This is a genomic window from Streptomyces lydicus, from assembly GCF_001729485.1.
GTDB lineage: Bacteria > Actinomycetota > Actinomycetes > Streptomycetales > Streptomycetaceae > Streptomyces > Streptomyces lydicus_D.
Map to the genome: position 1 here is coordinate 2728574 of NZ_CP017157.1, position 15395 is coordinate 2743968.

Annotated in this window: 18 protein-coding genes and 7 tRNA genes; 14 read left to right on the forward strand and 11 right to left on the reverse strand. The window is 71.8% G+C overall.

The genetic code is table 11. From position 1 onward, the window contains the following. The first annotated feature begins 83 nt into the window (after window positions 1-83). Window positions 84-1109 (forward strand): phosphotransferase family protein, encoded by a 1026-nt coding sequence (locus tag SL103_RS11760; RefSeq protein WP_069568810.1) that lies wholly within the window; start codon window positions 84-86, stop codon window positions 1107-1109. Between the two features lie 75 nt (window positions 1110-1184). After that, window positions 1185-1466, forward strand: a complete 282-nt coding sequence (locus SL103_RS11765) for a zf-TFIIB domain-containing protein (RefSeq protein WP_077191962.1) — start codon at window positions 1185-1187, stop codon at window positions 1464-1466. A 61-nt stretch (window positions 1467-1527) separates the two neighbouring features. Here the strand turns inward: SL103_RS11765 and SL103_RS11770 are convergent. The 5 genes from SL103_RS11770 to SL103_RS11790 all read right to left on the reverse strand — a co-directional run bounded on the left by SL103_RS11770 (window position 1528) and on the right by SL103_RS11790 (window position 1984). Further along, window positions 1528-1599, reverse strand: a tRNA-Val gene (locus tag SL103_RS11770). 34 nt (window positions 1600-1633) lie between these two features. Then, window positions 1634-1705 (reverse strand) — tRNA-Val (locus tag SL103_RS11775). A gap of 24 nt (window positions 1706-1729) precedes the next feature. Next, window positions 1730-1801 (reverse strand) — tRNA-Val (locus tag SL103_RS11780). Between the two features lies 1 nt (window position 1802). Then, a tRNA-Cys gene (locus tag SL103_RS11785) sits at window positions 1803-1876 on the reverse strand. A 35-nt stretch (window positions 1877-1911) separates the two neighbouring features. After that, window positions 1912-1984 (reverse strand) — tRNA-Gly (locus tag SL103_RS11790). A gap of 177 nt (window positions 1985-2161) precedes the next feature. On the opposite strand from SL103_RS11790, the gene SL103_RS11795 reads away from it, so the two are divergent. Genes SL103_RS11795 through SL103_RS11805 form a run of 3 tightly spaced genes read left to right on the forward strand, consistent with a single transcriptional unit; the run spans window position 2162 to window position 4925 of the window. Further along, the gene (locus SL103_RS11795; protein WP_069568811.1) at window positions 2162-3229 is read left to right on the forward strand and encodes a chorismate-binding protein; all 1068 of its coding nucleotides are present in this window, start codon (window positions 2162-2164) and stop codon (window positions 3227-3229) included. After that, window positions 3226-4050: an aminotransferase class IV gene (locus SL103_RS11800; protein WP_069568812.1), complete on the forward strand. Its 825-nt coding sequence runs from the start codon at window positions 3226-3228 to the stop codon at window positions 4048-4050. The genes SL103_RS11795 and SL103_RS11800 overlap by 4 nt, the downstream gene beginning before the upstream one ends. A gap of 35 nt (window positions 4051-4085) precedes the next feature. Continuing rightward, window positions 4086-4925 carry a GNAT family N-acetyltransferase gene (locus tag SL103_RS11805; protein ID WP_069568813.1) on the forward strand — a complete coding sequence of 280 codons (840 nt, stop codon included), beginning with the start codon at window positions 4086-4088 and terminating at the stop codon, window positions 4923-4925. A gap of 40 nt (window positions 4926-4965) precedes the next feature. Here the strand turns inward: SL103_RS11805 and SL103_RS11810 are convergent, their stop codons facing one another. After that, window positions 4966-5526 carry a DsbA family protein gene (locus SL103_RS11810; RefSeq protein ID WP_079145697.1) on the reverse strand — a complete coding sequence of 187 codons (561 nt, stop codon included), beginning with the start codon at window positions 5524-5526 and terminating at the stop codon, window positions 4966-4968. Between the two features lie 183 nt (window positions 5527-5709). Between SL103_RS11810 and SL103_RS11815 the strand changes: the two genes are divergently transcribed. Then, window positions 5710-6168 carry a hypothetical protein gene (locus SL103_RS11815; RefSeq protein WP_069568814.1) on the forward strand — a complete coding sequence of 153 codons (459 nt, stop codon included), beginning with the start codon at window positions 5710-5712 and terminating at the stop codon, window positions 6166-6168. Between the two features lie 35 nt (window positions 6169-6203). On the opposite strand, the gene SL103_RS37770 is transcribed toward SL103_RS11815, so the two are convergent. From SL103_RS37770 to SL103_RS11825, 3 genes are all read right to left on the reverse strand, one after another. Further along, on the reverse strand, window positions 6204-6374 hold the full coding sequence (locus tag SL103_RS37770) for a hypothetical protein (RefSeq protein WP_164492726.1): 171 nt from the start codon (window positions 6372-6374) through the stop codon (window positions 6204-6206). Between the two features lie 57 nt (window positions 6375-6431). Continuing rightward, a complete protein-coding gene (locus SL103_RS11820) occupies window positions 6432-6998 on the reverse strand; it encodes a CGNR zinc finger domain-containing protein (RefSeq protein WP_069568815.1) in 567 nt (188 codons plus the stop codon). 227 nt (window positions 6999-7225) lie between these two features. Continuing rightward, window positions 7226-7639 carry an SsgA family sporulation/cell division regulator gene (locus tag SL103_RS11825; protein ID WP_003959770.1) on the reverse strand — a complete coding sequence of 138 codons (414 nt, stop codon included), beginning with the start codon at window positions 7637-7639 and terminating at the stop codon, window positions 7226-7228. Window positions 7640-7828: 189 nt separating this feature from the next. On the opposite strand from SL103_RS11825, the gene SL103_RS11830 reads away from it, so the two are divergent. The 4 genes from SL103_RS11830 (at window position 7829) to SL103_RS11845 (ending at window position 9088) form a co-directional block, all read left to right on the forward strand. Next, on the forward strand, window positions 7829-8260 hold the full coding sequence (locus SL103_RS11830; RefSeq protein WP_069568816.1) for a TIGR02611 family protein: 432 nt from the start codon (window positions 7829-7831) through the stop codon (window positions 8258-8260). A gap of 64 nt (window positions 8261-8324) precedes the next feature. Further along, a tRNA-Val gene (locus SL103_RS11835) sits at window positions 8325-8396 on the forward strand. Between the two features lie 86 nt (window positions 8397-8482). Beyond that, complete coding sequence (locus SL103_RS11840) at window positions 8483-8944, forward strand: SRPBCC family protein (RefSeq protein WP_069568817.1); 462 nt, start codon at window positions 8483-8485, stop codon at window positions 8942-8944. Between the two features lie 72 nt (window positions 8945-9016). Then, window positions 9017-9088: transfer RNA gene (locus tag SL103_RS11845), tRNA-Val, on the forward strand. A gap of 159 nt (window positions 9089-9247) precedes the next feature. On the opposite strand, the gene SL103_RS11850 is transcribed toward SL103_RS11845, so the two are convergent. Next, window positions 9248-9973 carry an exonuclease domain-containing protein gene (locus SL103_RS11850; protein WP_069573627.1) on the reverse strand — a complete coding sequence of 242 codons (726 nt, stop codon included), beginning with the start codon at window positions 9971-9973 and terminating at the stop codon, window positions 9248-9250. Window positions 9974-10172: 199 nt separating this feature from the next. Between SL103_RS11850 and SL103_RS11855 the strand changes: the two genes are divergently transcribed. The 3 genes from SL103_RS11855 (at window position 10173) to thrS (ending at window position 14008) form a co-directional block, all read left to right on the forward strand. After that, window positions 10173-10739: a DUF4365 domain-containing protein gene (locus SL103_RS11855; protein ID WP_069568818.1), complete on the forward strand. Its 567-nt coding sequence runs from the start codon at window positions 10173-10175 to the stop codon at window positions 10737-10739. Further along, a complete protein-coding gene (locus SL103_RS11860; RefSeq protein ID WP_069568819.1) occupies window positions 10739-11926 on the forward strand; it encodes a hypothetical protein in 1188 nt (395 codons plus the stop codon). Before SL103_RS11855 ends, SL103_RS11860 begins: the two co-directional genes overlap by 1 nt. Window positions 11927-12028: 102 nt before the next feature. Continuing rightward, complete coding sequence (gene thrS / locus SL103_RS11865; RefSeq protein WP_069568820.1) at window positions 12029-14008, forward strand: threonine--tRNA ligase; 1980 nt, start codon at window positions 12029-12031, stop codon at window positions 14006-14008. Window positions 14009-14065: 57 nt separating this feature from the next. Here thrS and SL103_RS11870 read toward each other — a convergent pair whose 3' ends face one another. Next, the gene (locus SL103_RS11870; RefSeq protein ID WP_069568821.1) at window positions 14066-14707 is read right to left on the reverse strand and encodes a potassium channel family protein; all 642 of its coding nucleotides are present in this window, start codon (window positions 14705-14707) and stop codon (window positions 14066-14068) included. Window positions 14708-14774: 67 nt separating this feature from the next. On the opposite strand from SL103_RS11870, the gene SL103_RS11875 reads away from it, so the two are divergent. Beyond that, the gene (locus SL103_RS11875; protein WP_069568822.1) at window positions 14775-15332 is read left to right on the forward strand and encodes an HIT family protein; all 558 of its coding nucleotides are present in this window, start codon (window positions 14775-14777) and stop codon (window positions 15330-15332) included. The last annotated feature ends 63 nt before the right edge of the window (window positions 15333-15395 follow it).

Below are 15395 nucleotides of genomic sequence, written 5' to 3' on the forward strand. Positions count from 1 at the left end.
GTACGATCCCGGATCGGGCCGGTCGGGCCCGCAGGACCGTCAGCGGCGCGCCCGCCCGCGCCGCACCCGGGGGAGGGGACACTATGACCGCGCCGTCGCCCGGCCCGTTGGCCGCCCTCTCCGCCCTGGCCGCGGCGCACGCCCCGGCCGGCGCCCCGGCCCCCGCGGTGCTCGCCGACCGCCCCGACGGCACGGTCGTCCGCAGCGGCCGTACGGTCGCCAAGGCCCACGCCCCCGACGCCGATCCGCAGGTGCTGGCCGTCCGTCTCCGGATCGCCGCCCACCCGCTGCTGCGCGGCATCCTCCTGCCGCCCCTCCCGGTCACCGCCCCCGACGGCTTCGTCACCCTCACCGAGAACGGCCGCGCCCTCAGCCGCTGGCCGTACGGCAGCCCGGTCCCGCCGGACGATCCCGACGCCGCGCCGTGGGAGGACGCCGCCCGTCTGCTGGCCCGGCTGCACGCCGTCGACGCGGACCAACTGCCCGGGCCCGTCCCGCCGATGCGCGGCCCCGCCAAGGCTGCCCGCGCACTGGCCCGGATGCGCGGCGCCCTGGGCACCGCCGGGGCGCCCGCATCCCCGGGCGCCGTCTCCCCGGCCGCCCCCGGGCGCCTCCGCGCGGCCGCCGCCGTGATCGAGCGTGCCTGGTCGCTGCTGCCGCCCTGGGCCCGGGGCGCCGCCCCGCCGCCCCGCGCCGGCACCCTCTGTCACGGCGATCTGCACCTGGGCCAGCTCGTCCGCCATCCGGCCGCCCACGGCCCCTGGCTCCTGATCGACGTCGACGACCTGGGCCTGGGCGACGGTGCCTGGGACCTGGCCCGCCCCGCCGCCTGGTTCGCCACCGGCCTGCTCGCCCCGGACATCTGGACGCGTTTCCTGGCCGCTTACGGCACCGCCGGTGGCCGCGCCGTGGCCCCGGACGGCGATCCCTGGCCCGACCTGGAGGTTCCCGCCCGCGCCCTGACCGTGCAGACGGCCGCGCTCGCCGTCGCCAAGGCCGCTGCCGGGTCGCGTCCCCTGGACGGGATCGAGGCCGCGGTCGTCGACGCCTGCGCCCGGATGACTTCCCTACCGCAGCAGTTGGGGCCGCCCGGCCCCGACGTAGGGTGAACACCTCGCCGGCGGGGGTCCGTTCCGGCGGCGCCGTGGTGAGCAGTACCGAATGTGACAGGAGTTGAGCCGACGATGCAGTGCCCGAAGTGTCATGCACCGATGCACACGTACAACCGCAACGGCGTCCAGATCGAGCAGTGCGCGGGCTGCCGGGGGATCTTCCTGGACTACGGGGAGCTGGAGTCCCTGACCCGCCTGGAGGCGCAGTGGGTCCAGCAGGCCCCGCCGCCGCCCGCCCCGCAGGCGTATCCCGCCGCTCCCGCCTGGGGCGCCCCGCATCAGGGCCACCACGGTCACCACGGGCACCACGGTCATCACCACCGCAGCTTCGGCCACATGCTGTTCTCCTCCTGACGGAAGAGCTGCACAAAGGCCGGAGGGCCGGAGCGATGTGCTCCGGCCCTCCGGCTCGGTGTGGACGATACTGGGATTGAACCAGTGACCTCTTCCGTGTCAGGGAAGCGCTCTCCCGCTGAGCTAATCGTCCGCGGGACCACGGATCACGAAGATCCGTAGCTGCGTGCGCGATACTGGGATTGAACCAGTGACCTCTTCCGTGTCAGGGAAGCGCTCTCCCGCTGAGCTAATCGCGCGGGGGCCCGGTGAAGCCGGACCAGTGGACGATACTGGGATTGAACCAGTGACCTCTTCCGTGTCAGGGAAGCGCTCTCCCGCTGAGCTAATCGTCCTTGGAGGTGGAGACGGGATTTGAACCCGTGTAGACGGCTTTGCAGGCCGTTGCCTCGCCTCTCGGCCACTCCACCAGGAGTGAGGGGGTTCGGGAAGATCCCCCACATCGAGCGGACGACGAGACTCGAACTCGCGACATCCACCTTGGCAAGGTGGTGCTCTACCAACTGAGCTACGTCCGCAGGTGTCTCTCCCAGACTACGTCCGGGAGCTACTCGGCCTCCGGGGCGCTTTCGCGTCCCGGCGACGTGTTGAACTCTAGCGGATTCCGGGGCCAGTACAAAAACGCGTTTGTGCAGCGTGCTGCGCTGCTCGCTCGGCACAGGCGGGTCCGGGGCCGCCGCCATAGACTCGCTGACGTGCACGACTTCGCTCCGATGGCCCGCTTCGGCGGCCTGATAGCCACCGACCTGCGGGATGTGACCAGCGATCCCGCGGCCCTGGATTCCACGGGCTGGTGGGCGGTGGCCGCAGACTTCGAGGGCTCGGTGGTCTGCGCCCGCTTCGGCGACGTACGGCCCGCCACGGCGGCGGACGAGCCCGCGCCCGACGGTTGGCGGGGCCCGGCGCCCGGCGCCTGGACCAGCTCCCTGGACCGCGAGGCGTATACCGGCGGCGTGCGGCGGGTCCGTGAACACATCGCGGCCGGCGACGTCTACCAGGTGAACCTCTGCCGGGTGCTGACCGCGCCGCTGCCCGACCCTGCCCGCACCGACGTGGACGCCCTGTCCGCGGTGCTGGCCCGCGGCAACCCGGCCCCGCACGCCGGCACGATCCGGCTTCCCGGCCACGGGGTGGAGATCGCCAGCGCCTCCCCGGAGCTGTATCTGCGGCGCGACGGCACGACCGTCGCCTCCGGCCCCATCAAGGGGACCGGCCGGACCGCGGCCGACCTGTCGGCGAAGGACCGGGCGGAGAACGTGATGATCGTCGACCTGGTCCGCAACGACCTCGGCCGGGTCTGCGCCACCGGCACGGTCACCGTGCCGGCACTGTGCGCCGTCGAGACGCACCCCGGCCTGGTCCACCTCGTCTCCACCGTCCGCGGGGAGCTGGCCGAGGCCAACGAGAAGACCGCCTGGGCGGACCTGCTGGACGCCACCTTCCCGCCCGGGTCGGTCACCGGCGCCCCCAAGTCGAGCGCGCTGCGGATCATCGACGAGCTGGAGACCGCGCCCCGCGGTCCGTACTGCGGGGGGATCGGCTGGGTCGACGCCGACCGCCGCACCGGCGAGCTCGCGGTTGGTATCCGGACCTTCTGGATCGATCGGACCCCGCCCGGGGGACCGGTGCTGCGCTTCGGCGCCGGCGCCGGGATCATCTGGGACTCCGACCCCGAGCGGGAGTGGGCGGAGACCGAGTTGAAGGCGAGCCGACTGCTCGCGGTAGCGTCGGGACGGTACGAGGCGAGTGGAGGAAAGCGATGAAGATCTGGCTCGACGGGGCACTGCAGGACGCCGAGAGCGCCCGGGTCTCGGTCTTCGACCACGGGCTGACCGTCGGCGACGGGGTCTTCGAGACCATCAAGGCCGACCACGGGCGGCCCTTCGCCCTCACCCGCCACCTGGAGCGCCTGGGCACCTCCGCCCGGGGGCTCGGCCTGCCCGAGCCCGACCTCGACGAGGTACGCCGCGGCTGCGCGGCCGTCCTGGACGCCCACCCGATGGCGCTCGGCCGGCTGCGGATCACGTACACCGGGGGCGTCTCCCCGCTCGGCTCGGACCGCGGCGAGGCCGGCCCCACGCTGGTCGTCGCGCTGTCCGCGACCGAGCGGCGCCCCGACACCACCGCCGCCGTCACCGTCCCCTGGACCCGCAACGAACGCGGCGCGCTGGCCGGCCTGAAGACCACCTCGTACGGCGAGAACGTCGTCGCCCTGGCCCGGGCCCGCGAACACGGCGCCTCCGAGGCGCTGTTCGCCAACACCGTAGGCGCGCTCTGCGAAGGCACCGGCTCCAATGTCTTCGTCGTCCTGGACGGCGAGCTGCACACCCCGCCGCTGCATTCCGGCTGCCTGGCCGGCATCACCCGCGCGCTGACCGTCTCCTGGGCCGGCGCCAAGGAGACCGACCTGCCGCTGGACGCGCTGGAGCGGGCCGAGGAGATCTTCCTGACCTCGACGCTGCGCGACGTCCAGGCCGTCACCCAGATCGACGGACGCCAACTGGCCGACGGGCCGGGCCCGGTGACGGCCGAGGCCATGCGGATCTTCGACGAGCAGTCCGCCGCCGACTTCGATCCGCGGTGATGACGGGCCCGCGTCCGGGCGAGTAGAAAGTCCTCGTGACCACAACGCTGCGCCCCGCGGGACCGGAAGAACGACAGGACGACGGCACCCGGGCCCGTCGGTTCGACGTCTGTGTCAACAGCCGCCGGGTCGGCGGGATCCGACTCGCGACGGATGCCCGCTTCGGGCCGACGGCGGGCCGGATCGTGAGCCTGGGCATCGAACCGCCGGACCGGCACCGCGGCCGCGCGACCGTCGCCGCGCTCGCCGCCGAGGAAGTGCTGCGCGGCTGGGGCTGCCGGCAGATCGAGGTGACCGTCCCGGCCGAGGCCGAGGCGGCGGTGCGGCTCGCGACCGTGCTGGGCTACACCGAGCGCAGCCGGACGATGAGCAAGCCGCTCGACGGCGCTGCCGGGCCGCCCGGCCTGCCCGCGCGCAGCAGCGACCGGCCGCTCGGTGAGGCCGAGTACCCGGCCTGGCGGGACGCCGCGCTCGCCGAGCACATCCGTGTCCAGACCGGCCAGGGCATGGCCCCGAAACGTGCCGAGGAGGCGGCGCTGGCGGGCCACCGCGCGCTGCTGCCGGACGGCGCGGAGACGCCCCACCAGGCGCTGCGCGTCCTCGTGCACGACGGCGCGGACGTCGGCAGCGTCTGGGTCGCGCTGCGGATGCCGGAGCAGCCCGGCGGCTATGTCGTCGACGTACGGGTGGCACCCGGCCACCGCGGGAACGGTCACGGCCGCTCCCTGATGCTGATCGCCGAGCGCGAGAGCCTCGCCGCGGGCCGCACCAGCCTCGGCCTGAACGTCTACGCGGACAACGCGCCGGCCCGCGCCCTCTACGACTCGCTGGGCTACCGGACCACCGGCTACCTGCTGTGGAAGCCCCTCCTGTGAACCGGCCGGCGGGCCGCCGCGCGCGGCGGGGCTGAGGGGCTCAGGCCCGCTCGGCCAGCAGCCGGTCGGCGATCTCCTCGATGCGGGCGCGCAACCCCTCCTGGCTCTTGCCGCCGTCCAGCCGCTCGCCGCCGATCACATACGTCGGGGTGCCGGACACCCCGATCGCCTTGCCCTCGGCCTCGTCCGCGTCGACGATCAGCAGGTGCCGTCCGTCGATCAGGGCGGTGTCCAGCTCCTCGGAGTCCAGTCCCAGCTCGCCGGCGACGTCCAGCAGCAGCTTCTCGCCGCGCGTGCCGAGCTCGTCGGTGCGCGCCAGCACGGCCTCGACGAACGGCCAGCCCTGACCCTGCTCCATGGCCTCCTCGGCGGCCTGCGCGGCGGCGTGGGCGTGCTTGTGCTTCGCCAGGGGGAAGTGGCGCAGCCGGATGTCCAGCCGGTCGCCGTACCGCTCGCGCAGCGCCCGCAGGTCGTCCAGGGCGGCGTGGCAGTCCGGGCACTGGAGTTCACACCACACGTCGAGGACGATGGGGGTACCCCCTGCTCGAGCAACGTCGAGAGCTTGGGGGAAGGCGGGTGCGGAGGTGGTGGCGTCGTTCATGGGGCCAGTCTCCCAGCCCGCGGCCCGGTACCCGAACCGGGACGTGGGGAGGACCGCGACCCGGAGATGACCCGGAGATGTCCCTGACCCCGCGCCGGAACATGGCCCGGGCGGGTCCGGGCAGGGCAGGATGGAGGGGAGCAGAGCGCCGCCTGCTCGCCCATCCACCGGCAGGAGGACCGGATGCTGACCTCGACCGTCTGTGCCGCGGTGTCGGCAGCGGGCCTGGGCATCGCCGCGCTGACGGCGTACCGCAAGCGTTTCCTGGCCGCGACCCGCATCGCCGCCTACTCCCTCATCCCCATCGGCCTGGTGATGACCGGCGTCATCGACTGGGTCACCAATGTCGTCTTCAAGCCCACGGTGTGGGCCGGCTTCGGTCTGCTGGCGCTCTCGGTCGTGCTGTTCATGATCACCAGGGGCGTGGAGCGCCGCCGGGGCCTCGGTGGCCGCAAGGAGCGCAAGGCCGCGGCGGCCGCGGGGCCGGACGCGGTGGCGCCGGCCGCCTCCGTGCCGTCCCTCGGCGCCGGCCGCGGGGTGGAGCGGTCCGCAGCCGCGGGGAAGGCCCGGCAGGGCAAGGAGAGCGCACCCAAGGATGACTTCTCGGACATCGAAGCGATCCTGAAAAAGCACGGGATCTGATGAACTACCGCCGCTGAGGCGCTGATCGGGCGTGCTCAGACGATCATCTGCGCCATGATGCGCGCGAGATGAACGATGAGTGCGCCCTCGCCCAAGACGACGCCCCGTCCCCCGAACCACGCGGTTGCCTGTTCGCGCTGTCCCAGCCGCCGTTGATGCTTTTCCTCGCCGTGATCGGCTTTCTGCTCCTCCTCGGCGCCGTCCACGACCTCTTCATCCTGTGAACCCGGTGCACGGTGCCGTCGCCCGGTGCGAACAGGAGCTCAGCTCGCGGCTTCCCGCCGCCGTGCCCGGTAGGCCGCGACATGCAGCCGGTTTCCGCAGGTGCGGCTGTCGCAGTAGCGCCGCGAGCGGTTGCGCGAGAGATCGACGAAGGCGTGCCGGCAGTCCGGCGCCTCGCAGCGCCGCAGCCGTTCGCGTTCCCCGGCGACGACGATGAAGGCCAGCGCCATCCCGCCGTCCGCGGCCAGGTGGTCGGCGACCGAGGCGCCCGGGGCGAAGTAGTGGACGTGCCAGTCGTAGCCGTCGTGGTCCGTCAGCTGCGGCGTGGTGCCCGCCGAGGCGACCAGGGCGTTGAGCAGGGTGGCCGCGGTGCGCTCGTCCTCGGCCGCGAAGACCTCCGCGAACCGCGCGCGCACCGACCGGACGGCGGCCAGGTCCCCGGCGCCGAGCGCCCCGACACCGCTGACGTCGTTGCGCCGCACGAAGTCCCCGAGGGCGGCGAGGTCGGTCAGGCTGTCCGGCGCGCCGGGCGCCTCGCCCTCCGGAGCGGTGTTCAGCAGATCGACGACCGCATTCAGCGCGCACCGGGTGTCATGGGTGATCAGCACGGTTCCGCTCCCTGGCAGGGTGGGGCCGGACGGTTACCGCCCCCGGTGTGGTTGCCGAATGGTCGCCGACTCTAGCGTTTCGAACAAGCTTCAGCGCCGTCTCCGCGGTGGGCCCGCGGCGACGACGCCGAAGTGTGCCGTATGAACTTGTCGGTCCTGCGCCGTCTCCCCGAGTCGGACGGTCGCAAGCGTGAGCGGGTGGGTGCTTTCGGTAACCGTGCTGCGTCTCAGCTCTCCGCGAGGATGTGGGAGAGCTCGGTGTCGAGATCGAAGTGCCGATGCTCCGTACCGGGCGGTACGGCGGCATCGGTCCTTTTGAGGAACGACTCGAGGGCCCGTGCGGGCGCCTCCAGCAGGGCCTCGCCTTCCGGGGAGCTCAGGGCGATGCAGACAACGCCCTGTCCGTGGCTCCGGGACGGCCATACGCGGACGTCTCCGGTGCCTGTGGGCCGGTGCAGGCCCTCGGCGAGGAGGTCGCGGGCAAAAACCCATTCGACGGTCTCCTCGGCTCCGGTGTGGAAGGTGGCATGCACGGCATAGGGATCGGCCGTGTCATACCGCAGGCCCGCGGGTACAGGCAGTGAGGACTCGCTCGACACAACGAGGCGCAGGTGCAGCTCGCAGCTGACCGTGGTGTTCATAAGCGCCAGGGCCTTTCGCTCAGTGTGCGCTCGGGGATTCGCACGTCGGCGAAATCGACATGCCACCTACGGTGCCGTTGTAAACCCCTCTGACGGTTTTGGGTGGCTTCAGGTACCTCTTACGGCGGATTGCGGGATCGTCCCCGTCGGTAATTCCGCGGACCCGTTCCGTCCGGTAAGTTTGATGACATGAATACGCAGAGTAACGGGGGGTCGGCGATCGCCGAGGAGGACGCCGTGCCACCGGAGCAGCCCCTCGGCTCGCGGGCGCCGCACTTCATCAAGCGCTCCCGGCCGCTGCACCTCAGCTGGCAGGTCGGCGTCTTCGTCGTCGGGCTCGCGGTGGTCGTGGGCGGCGTGATCATGCTCCCGCTGCCGGGCCCCGGCTGGCTGGTGATCTTCGCCGGCATGGCCGTCTGGGCGACCGAGTTCGTCTGGGCGCAGCTGGTGCTCCGCTGGGCCAAACGGAAGGTCACCGAAGCCACCCAGAAGGCGCTCGACCCGAAGGTGCGGCGCCGCAACATCATCCTGACCACCATCGGCGTGGTGATCATCGCGGCACTGCTCGCGGTGTACGTGTGGAAGTTCGGCCTCGCGATGCCCTGGAACATCCCCCAGTGACCTCCGGGCCTTTTGGCCTGGTCACAAGTGCCCGTCGACGTGGGGTAATGTTGGCGGTGCGCCCGGGCGATTAGCTCAGTGGGAGAGCGCTTCGTTCACACCGAAGAGGTCACTGGTTCGAACCCAGTATCGCCCACCCCGGACGACGGCCCGGAGACTCCAAGTCTCCGGGCCGTCGCAGTTGTTGGGTGCGCGCGGGGGTCCGGGGCGCACACTGGGATCATGTCCGACTGGTCGCACCGACTGCACCGCTACCGCTTCCGCAGCGTCTGGCTGCTCGACGCCCCGCCGGCCGTCGTCTACGCCGTCCTGGAGCGGGCCGAGTCCTACCCCCGATGGTGGCCGCAGGTCCGCGAGGTGACCCCGCTCGACGGGGTCAGCGGCACCGCGCGGTTCCGCTCGCTGCTGCCGTACGACCTGAAGGTGGTGGCCACCGAGCGGGTGCGGGACCCTGGCGCGGGGGTGCTGGAGATGTCGATGCGCGGGGACCTGGAGGGGTGGGCGCGCTGGACGGTGCGGCCCGGCGTCGGCGGTACCCGGGCCGTTTTCGATCAGGACGTCGAGGTCCGCCGGCCGCTGCTGCGGCGGTTCGCGCTCGTGGCGCGGCCGCTGTTCCGGGCCAACCACGCGCTGATGATGCGGGCCGGGCGGCGCGGTCTCGCCGCCTGGCTGGCCCGCGGATGACAGGAATTTGATGGAAGCCCCGGGCGGGCTGTATTGTTCTGCTCGTTCGCGAGGGAAACCTCGCCGACACCCGGGCGATTAGCTCAGTGGGAGAGCGCTTCGTTCACACCGAAGAGGTCACTGGTTCGAACCCAGTATCGCCCACCGGGATCAAGAACCGGGCCGCCAATAGGCGGCCCGGTTCATTTTGTTGGAATGTCGGTGCGGGGTGTGGCGCGGGTGTGACGTTCTGCCGCGTCGAGATCTGTTGCGTGGGAATTCGGGCGGTCGCTTTGCGGGAACCTGCCGAATTCTGATGCGTAATCAGGCTGCGGCCGGGAGTTCGGGACGCAGCGGCCAATGCGGATCGACCGATTCCGGGTTGCCGCTGCGGGCGAACCACGCCTGCAGTCCGCGCGCCTGGGCCGCGTGCCACACCGCCTGGCGGGTGTGCAGCTCCGCCGGGTGCAGCCCTTCCAGGCGCTCGGCGAAACGGCGCCCCAGCGCCCGGACGACCCGCAGCGCGGCGAGCGCGTCGGCCGCCGCCTCGTGGGCGTCGGTCAGCTCGACCTCGTAGTGCGCACACAGATCGGTGAGCGTACGGCGGCCCTTGCGGTAGCGGTCCAGGTGCTTGTCCAGCACCCGGGGGTCGAGGACGCACAGCGCGTGCCCGCCCAGATAGGCGGCGAGCGAGCTGGCGCGGTGCCGCTTCAACTCGCGGTCCAGCAGGGTCAGATCGAACGGGGCGTTCATCACCACCAGCGGCCGCCCGGCGACCGACTGGGCGGCCAGGGCGCGCGCGACCTCCTCCACCACCGGCGCCGGCCAGCGGCCGTACAGCGCGAGGTGGTCGGCCGTCAGGCCGTGCACGGCCGTCGCGGCCTCCGGTATCTCCACACCGGGGTTGATCAGCCAGCGGGTGGTGCGCGGCGCCGAACGCGGCGTCTCCTGGACCACCAGGGCCGCGGAGACGATGCGGTCGTGCTCGACGTCGATGCCCGTCGTCTCGGTGTCGAAGGCGGCAAGTGGTCCGTCATACCAGCACGGCATCATCCCAACTCCTCCCGGCCGTACGGGGGATGACGCGGCACATCATCCGAGCTGGTGATACCCGGCCGGTGAGGTGGTCGAACCGTACTTGTTTGCGGAGCACTTGACGCGGAGACAACCAAGGGGACGGGACGCGCGATCCGCCGCCTCCCCGTCAGCCCTACGCACCGCACGGCACGGCCCGGAAGGCAGCTCCGCGATGACGCTCGCGCAGCCCGAACCGGGCGGGCTGCTTCCCCGGCACAGCACCCCGCAGCGCGGCGGACTCGCCACCACTGCCTGCATGGAGACCCTGCAGGTGGGCTATCTCCACGCGGTCGCCGCCGCCTCCGGGTGCTCGCTGGCGCAGCCCTTCCCGGACAACGGAATCGACTGGCACGTCAGCCATGGCGCGCCCGGCCACACCGTCGACGACGAGGTGACCATCAAGGTGCAGCTCAAATGCACCTACCAGACCGCCCCGCGCCCGCCGGGGCCCACGTTCCCTTTCACGCTCGACAACGACCATCTGGTGAAGCTGGCCCGTACGCCCGTGTCGGTGCACAAGATCCTGGTCGTGATGCTCGTGCCGCGTACCCAGGACGAGTGGCTGCGGGCCTCCCACGACCGTCTCGAACTGCGGCACTGCTGCTACTGGATCAACCTGGCCGGCCACCCGGTGACCGGCCGGCGCAGGACCACCGTGCGGATCCCGACCACGCGGATCTTCGACGACCGAGCGCTCTGCGAGATCATGACCCGCGTCGGGGCGGGAGGGAGACCCTGATGTACCGGCCGACCGATCAACCCGATGCGCGGCTCCTGGATCCCGCGCGGCTCGACCCGGCGGTGCTCGCCGCGCTGCTCGCCCGGCACGGCTGGCGCCGCCGGGGCGGGGCCACCGGCCACTACGCCCGGTGGACGCCGCCCGGCGGCACCGGCGGCACCAGCCTGCTGGTGCCGCACGACCGCCGTTTCCCCGACAGCGCGGAGCTGCTCGCCGAGGCGCTGGCGGCGCTGGCGCGGAGCGCCGTGCCCTCGGCCCGCGAGGTGCTGATGGGGCTGTCGGTGCCCAGCGACGAGGTGTGCTGGGAGCGTGCGGTGCCCGACGACGGGGCGGGCGGGGCGCACTGGGTGGCGCAGGAGCAGCTGCGCGGCGCGGCCCGTTCGATGCTGGTCGCCGGGGCCCTGGGGACGTACGGCCGGGCCGGCTATTACGGGGCCCGGCACAAACGGCAGGCCGAGCGGTTCCTGGCCGAGGTGCTGGTCGGCCCGGCCGCGGCCGGCCGGCGGCTGACCGCGTTCGTCCCGGTGCGCGGCGGGCGCGGCGCGGTCGCCGGCCTCCAGCGGGCCCTGCACGCGGCCCGCGACGCCACCGACTACCAGCGCGCCACCGGCGGCATGGAGGCGTTCGACGCGGCCGTCGAGCTGGGCGTCTGCCACGAGCTGGTGCAGGCGCTGATCGCACTGGTGCGGGACACGGAGGGGGTGCGGATCGCGGTCGGGTGGTCACCGGCGGCCGGCGCCCCGGCCGGCTGCCCGGCGCGTCCCGAGCCGGTCGAGTTCTCGCCCGGCGATCTTCCCGCGCTGGAGCAGGCGGCCCGGCGCTACGTCCGCGACGAGCCGTCGCTGCCGGTGCGGGTGACCGGAGCGGTCGTACGGCTGCGCAGGGAGCGGCCGGGCGGTCCGGGAGCGGTGCGGCTCCGGGTGATCACCGGGGCCGACGTGGTGCAGGTGCGGGTCGCGCTGGGCGAGGAGGACTACCGCATCGCCGGGCACGCGCACCTGGTCGGACTGCCGATCCGGGTCAGCGGGCGGCTGGAGAGCCGCGGTGGTTTCCGGAGGATCACCGGCGGCCACGACGTCACCCCCGTCCAGGTCGACGAGGCGGAGCGGGACCGGCTGATGAAGTCGCTCCAGGAGAATCTCGACTTCTTCGAGGAGGCGTGCGGCGGGCCGCTGGACGGGGAGTAGCCGGGCGCCGGGCAAACCGTTTCGCGGTCGGGCGCACCGGCTCGGTACGATTCGGCTGCGCAGCAATCGCTGCCGTGAAGAGACATGAGTCAGGAGAGACCGGTGTCAGACGTCCGTGTGACCGTCCAACGCGATTCCGAGCGGGAAGAACGCGTGGTGACCACGGGCACTACGGCCGCCGACCTCTTCCAGGGTGAGCGCAGTGTCGTGGCCGCGCGGGTGGCCGGGGAGCTGAAGGACCTGGCGTACGAGCTCGCCGACGGCGAGGTGGTCGAGCCGGTCGAGATCACTTCCGAGGACGGCCTGAACATCCTGCGGCACTCCACCGCGCACGTGATGGCGCAGGCCGTGCAGGAGCTGTTCCCGGAGGCGAAGCTCGGCATCGGCCCGCCCATCAAGGACGGCTTCTACTACGACTTCGACGTCGAGACCCCCTTCCACCCGGACGATCTCAAGCGCATCGAGAAGAAGATGCAGGAGATCCAGAAGCGCGGGCAGAAGTTCGTGCGCCGTCCGGTGAGCGACGACGCGGCGCGCGAGGAGCTGGCGGCCGAGCCGTACAAGCTGGAGCTGATCGGCCTCAAGGGCTCCGCCGCGGACGCCGCCGAGGGCGCCTCCGCCGAGGTCGGCGCCGGCGAGCTGACCATCTACGACAACGTCGACGCCAAGAGCGGCGAGCTGTGCTGGAAGGACCTCTGCCGCGGTCCCCACCTGCCCAGCACCCGGGTGATCCCCGCGTTCAAGCTGATGCGCTCGGCCGCCGCGTACTGGCGCGGCAGCGAGAAGAACAAGCAGCTCCAGCGGATCTACGGCACCGCGTGGCCGACCAAGGACGAGCTGAAGGCGCACCTGGAGTTCCTCGCCGAGGCCGAGAAGCGCGACCACCGCAAGCTGGGTTCGGAACTGGACCTCTTCTCCGTCCCGGAGGACATCGGCTCCGGCCTGGCGGTCTTCCACCCCAAGGGCGGTGTGATCCGCCGGGTCATGGAGGACTACTCCCGCCGGCGGCACGAGGAGTCGGGCTACGAGTTCGTCTACACCCCGCACGCCACCAAGGGGAAGCTCTTCGAGAAGTCGGGCCACCTGGACTGGTACGCCGACGGCATGTACCCGCCCATGCAGCTCGACGAGGGCATCGACTACTACCTCAAGCCGATGAACTGCCCCATGCACAACCTGATCTTCGATGCGCGGGGGCGTTCGTACCGTGAACTCCCGCTGCGCCTCTTCGAGTTCGGGACCGTGTACCGGTACGAGAAGTCCGGTGTGGTGCACGGCCTGACCCGTGCCCGCGGCTTCACTCAGGACGACGCGCACATCTACTGCACCAAGGAGCAGATGGCGGACGAGCTCGACTCGACGCTGACCTTCGTGCTGGACCTGCTGCGCGACTACGGCCTGACCGACTTCTACCTGGAGCTGTCCACCAAGGACCCGGAGAAGTTCGTCGGCTCGGACGAGGCGTGGGAGGAGGCCACCGAGACGCTGCGGCAAGTGGCCGAGAAGCAGGGGCTGCCGCTGGTCCCGGACCCGGGCGGCGCCGCGTTCTACGGCCCGAAGATCTCGGTCCAGACCAAGGACGCCATCGGCCGTACCTGGCAGATGTCGACCGTCCAGCTGGACTTCAACCTGCCCGAGCGGTTCGACCTGGAGTACACCGCGGCGGACGGCACCAAGCAGCGCCCGGTCATGATCCACCGCGCGCTGTTCGGCTCGATCGAGCGGTTCTTCGCGGTGCTGCTGGAGCACTACGCGGGTGCCTTCCCGGCGTGGCTGGCGCCGGTCCAGGCGACCTGCATCCCGATCGGTGACGCGCACGTCCCGTACCTGGCGGAGTTCGCCGCGCAGGCGAAGGCCAAGGGGCTGCGGGTCGAGGTGGACTCCTCGTCGGACCGGATGCAGAAGAAGATCAGGAACGCCCAGAAGGCCAAGGTGCCGTTCATGATCATCGCCGGTGATGAGGACATGGCGGCCGGGGCGGTGTCCTTCCGGTACCGCGACGGTTCGCAGAAGAACGGCATCCCGCGCGACGAGGCGATCGCCGAGATCCTGGACGTCGTGGAGCGCCGCGTCCAGGTCTGATCCGGTCCGAGCGGTGCGTGTGCGGCCCCGGGGAGCGACCCGCTCCCCGGGGCCCGCTCATGCCTCGCCCTCCTGGCGGAAGCGCCGCACCAGCCAGGACGAGAAGGAGCCCACCACCGCTCCGACCAGGGCCACCCCGACGAACATCAGGCCCACCCCGACCACCCGCCCGCGCGTGGTGACCGGGGTGGCGTCGCCGTATCCGGTCGTCGTCAGGGTCGAGGCGGCCCACCACACCGCGTCGCCGAAAGTGCGGATGGTGGTGTACGGCGCGGTGCGCTCGTCGTGGTAGACGGCCAGGGCGGCGGCGAAACCCAGGAGCAGCGCGGTCAGCCCGGCGTATGCCATCACCCGGGTCTCCAGCGCGAGCCGGGGATGGTCCCGGCGGTGCTGCATCCGCTCGTGCAGGTCGACGATCCGCAGCGGCCGCAGCAGCGGCAGCGCGGTCACGATCAGGTCCAGCCAGCGGGTGCGGACGAAGCGCCGGCGGTCGTCGCTGAGCAGCAGCCGGAAGAGGTACTCGACGACGAAGAGGCCCCAGCTGGCGAAGGTGACGATCTCCCAGAAGGCTTGCCAGCCGGGGGAGAGGTCGGGCACCAGGACCCGTACCGCGTAGGAGGTCAGGAAGAGCAGGGACGCCACGAAGAGGTACGGCTCGGCGGCCCGCTCCCACCTCTGCAGCCGCTGTTGCCTGTCCATCGGCACAGCATCGCCGAGCCGCCCGCGCTCCTCGCCCCAACGACACGCCGGTGAGGGGCGACGCCATATGCTGGCCCGTATGACAAGCGAGCCGGAGCAGCAGATCGGGGTCGGGACGCAGGATGCCTTCCAGCGCCTGTGGACGCCCCACCGGATGGCCTACATCCAGGGTGAGAACAAGCCCAGCGGCCCGGGGGCCGACGACGGCTGTCCCTTCTGCACGATCCCCGAGAAGTCGGACGAGGACGGCCTCGTGATCGCGCGCGGTGAGCGGGTCTACGCGGTGCTGAACCTCTACCCGTACAACGGTGGTCACCTCATGGTGGTCCCGTTCCGGCACGTCGCGGACTACACCGAGCTGGACGGTGCGGAGACCCTGGAGCTCGCCGAGTTCACCAAGCGGGCGATGACCGCGCTGCGGACCGCGTCGGGGGCGCACGGCTTCAACATCGGGATGAACCAGGGCACCGTCGCCGGCGCCGGGATCGCGGCCCATCTGCACCAGCACGTGGTCCCGCGCTGGGGCGGTGACACCAACTTCATGCCGGTGATCGGGCACACCAAGGTGCTGCCGCAGCTCCTCGCCGACACCCGGGCGATGCTCGCCGCCGCCTGGCCCGTGTAACGCCGGCCGTCGTCCGGGCCCGTTCAGGGCGACACGAAACCGTATGAATCGGATATATCACCC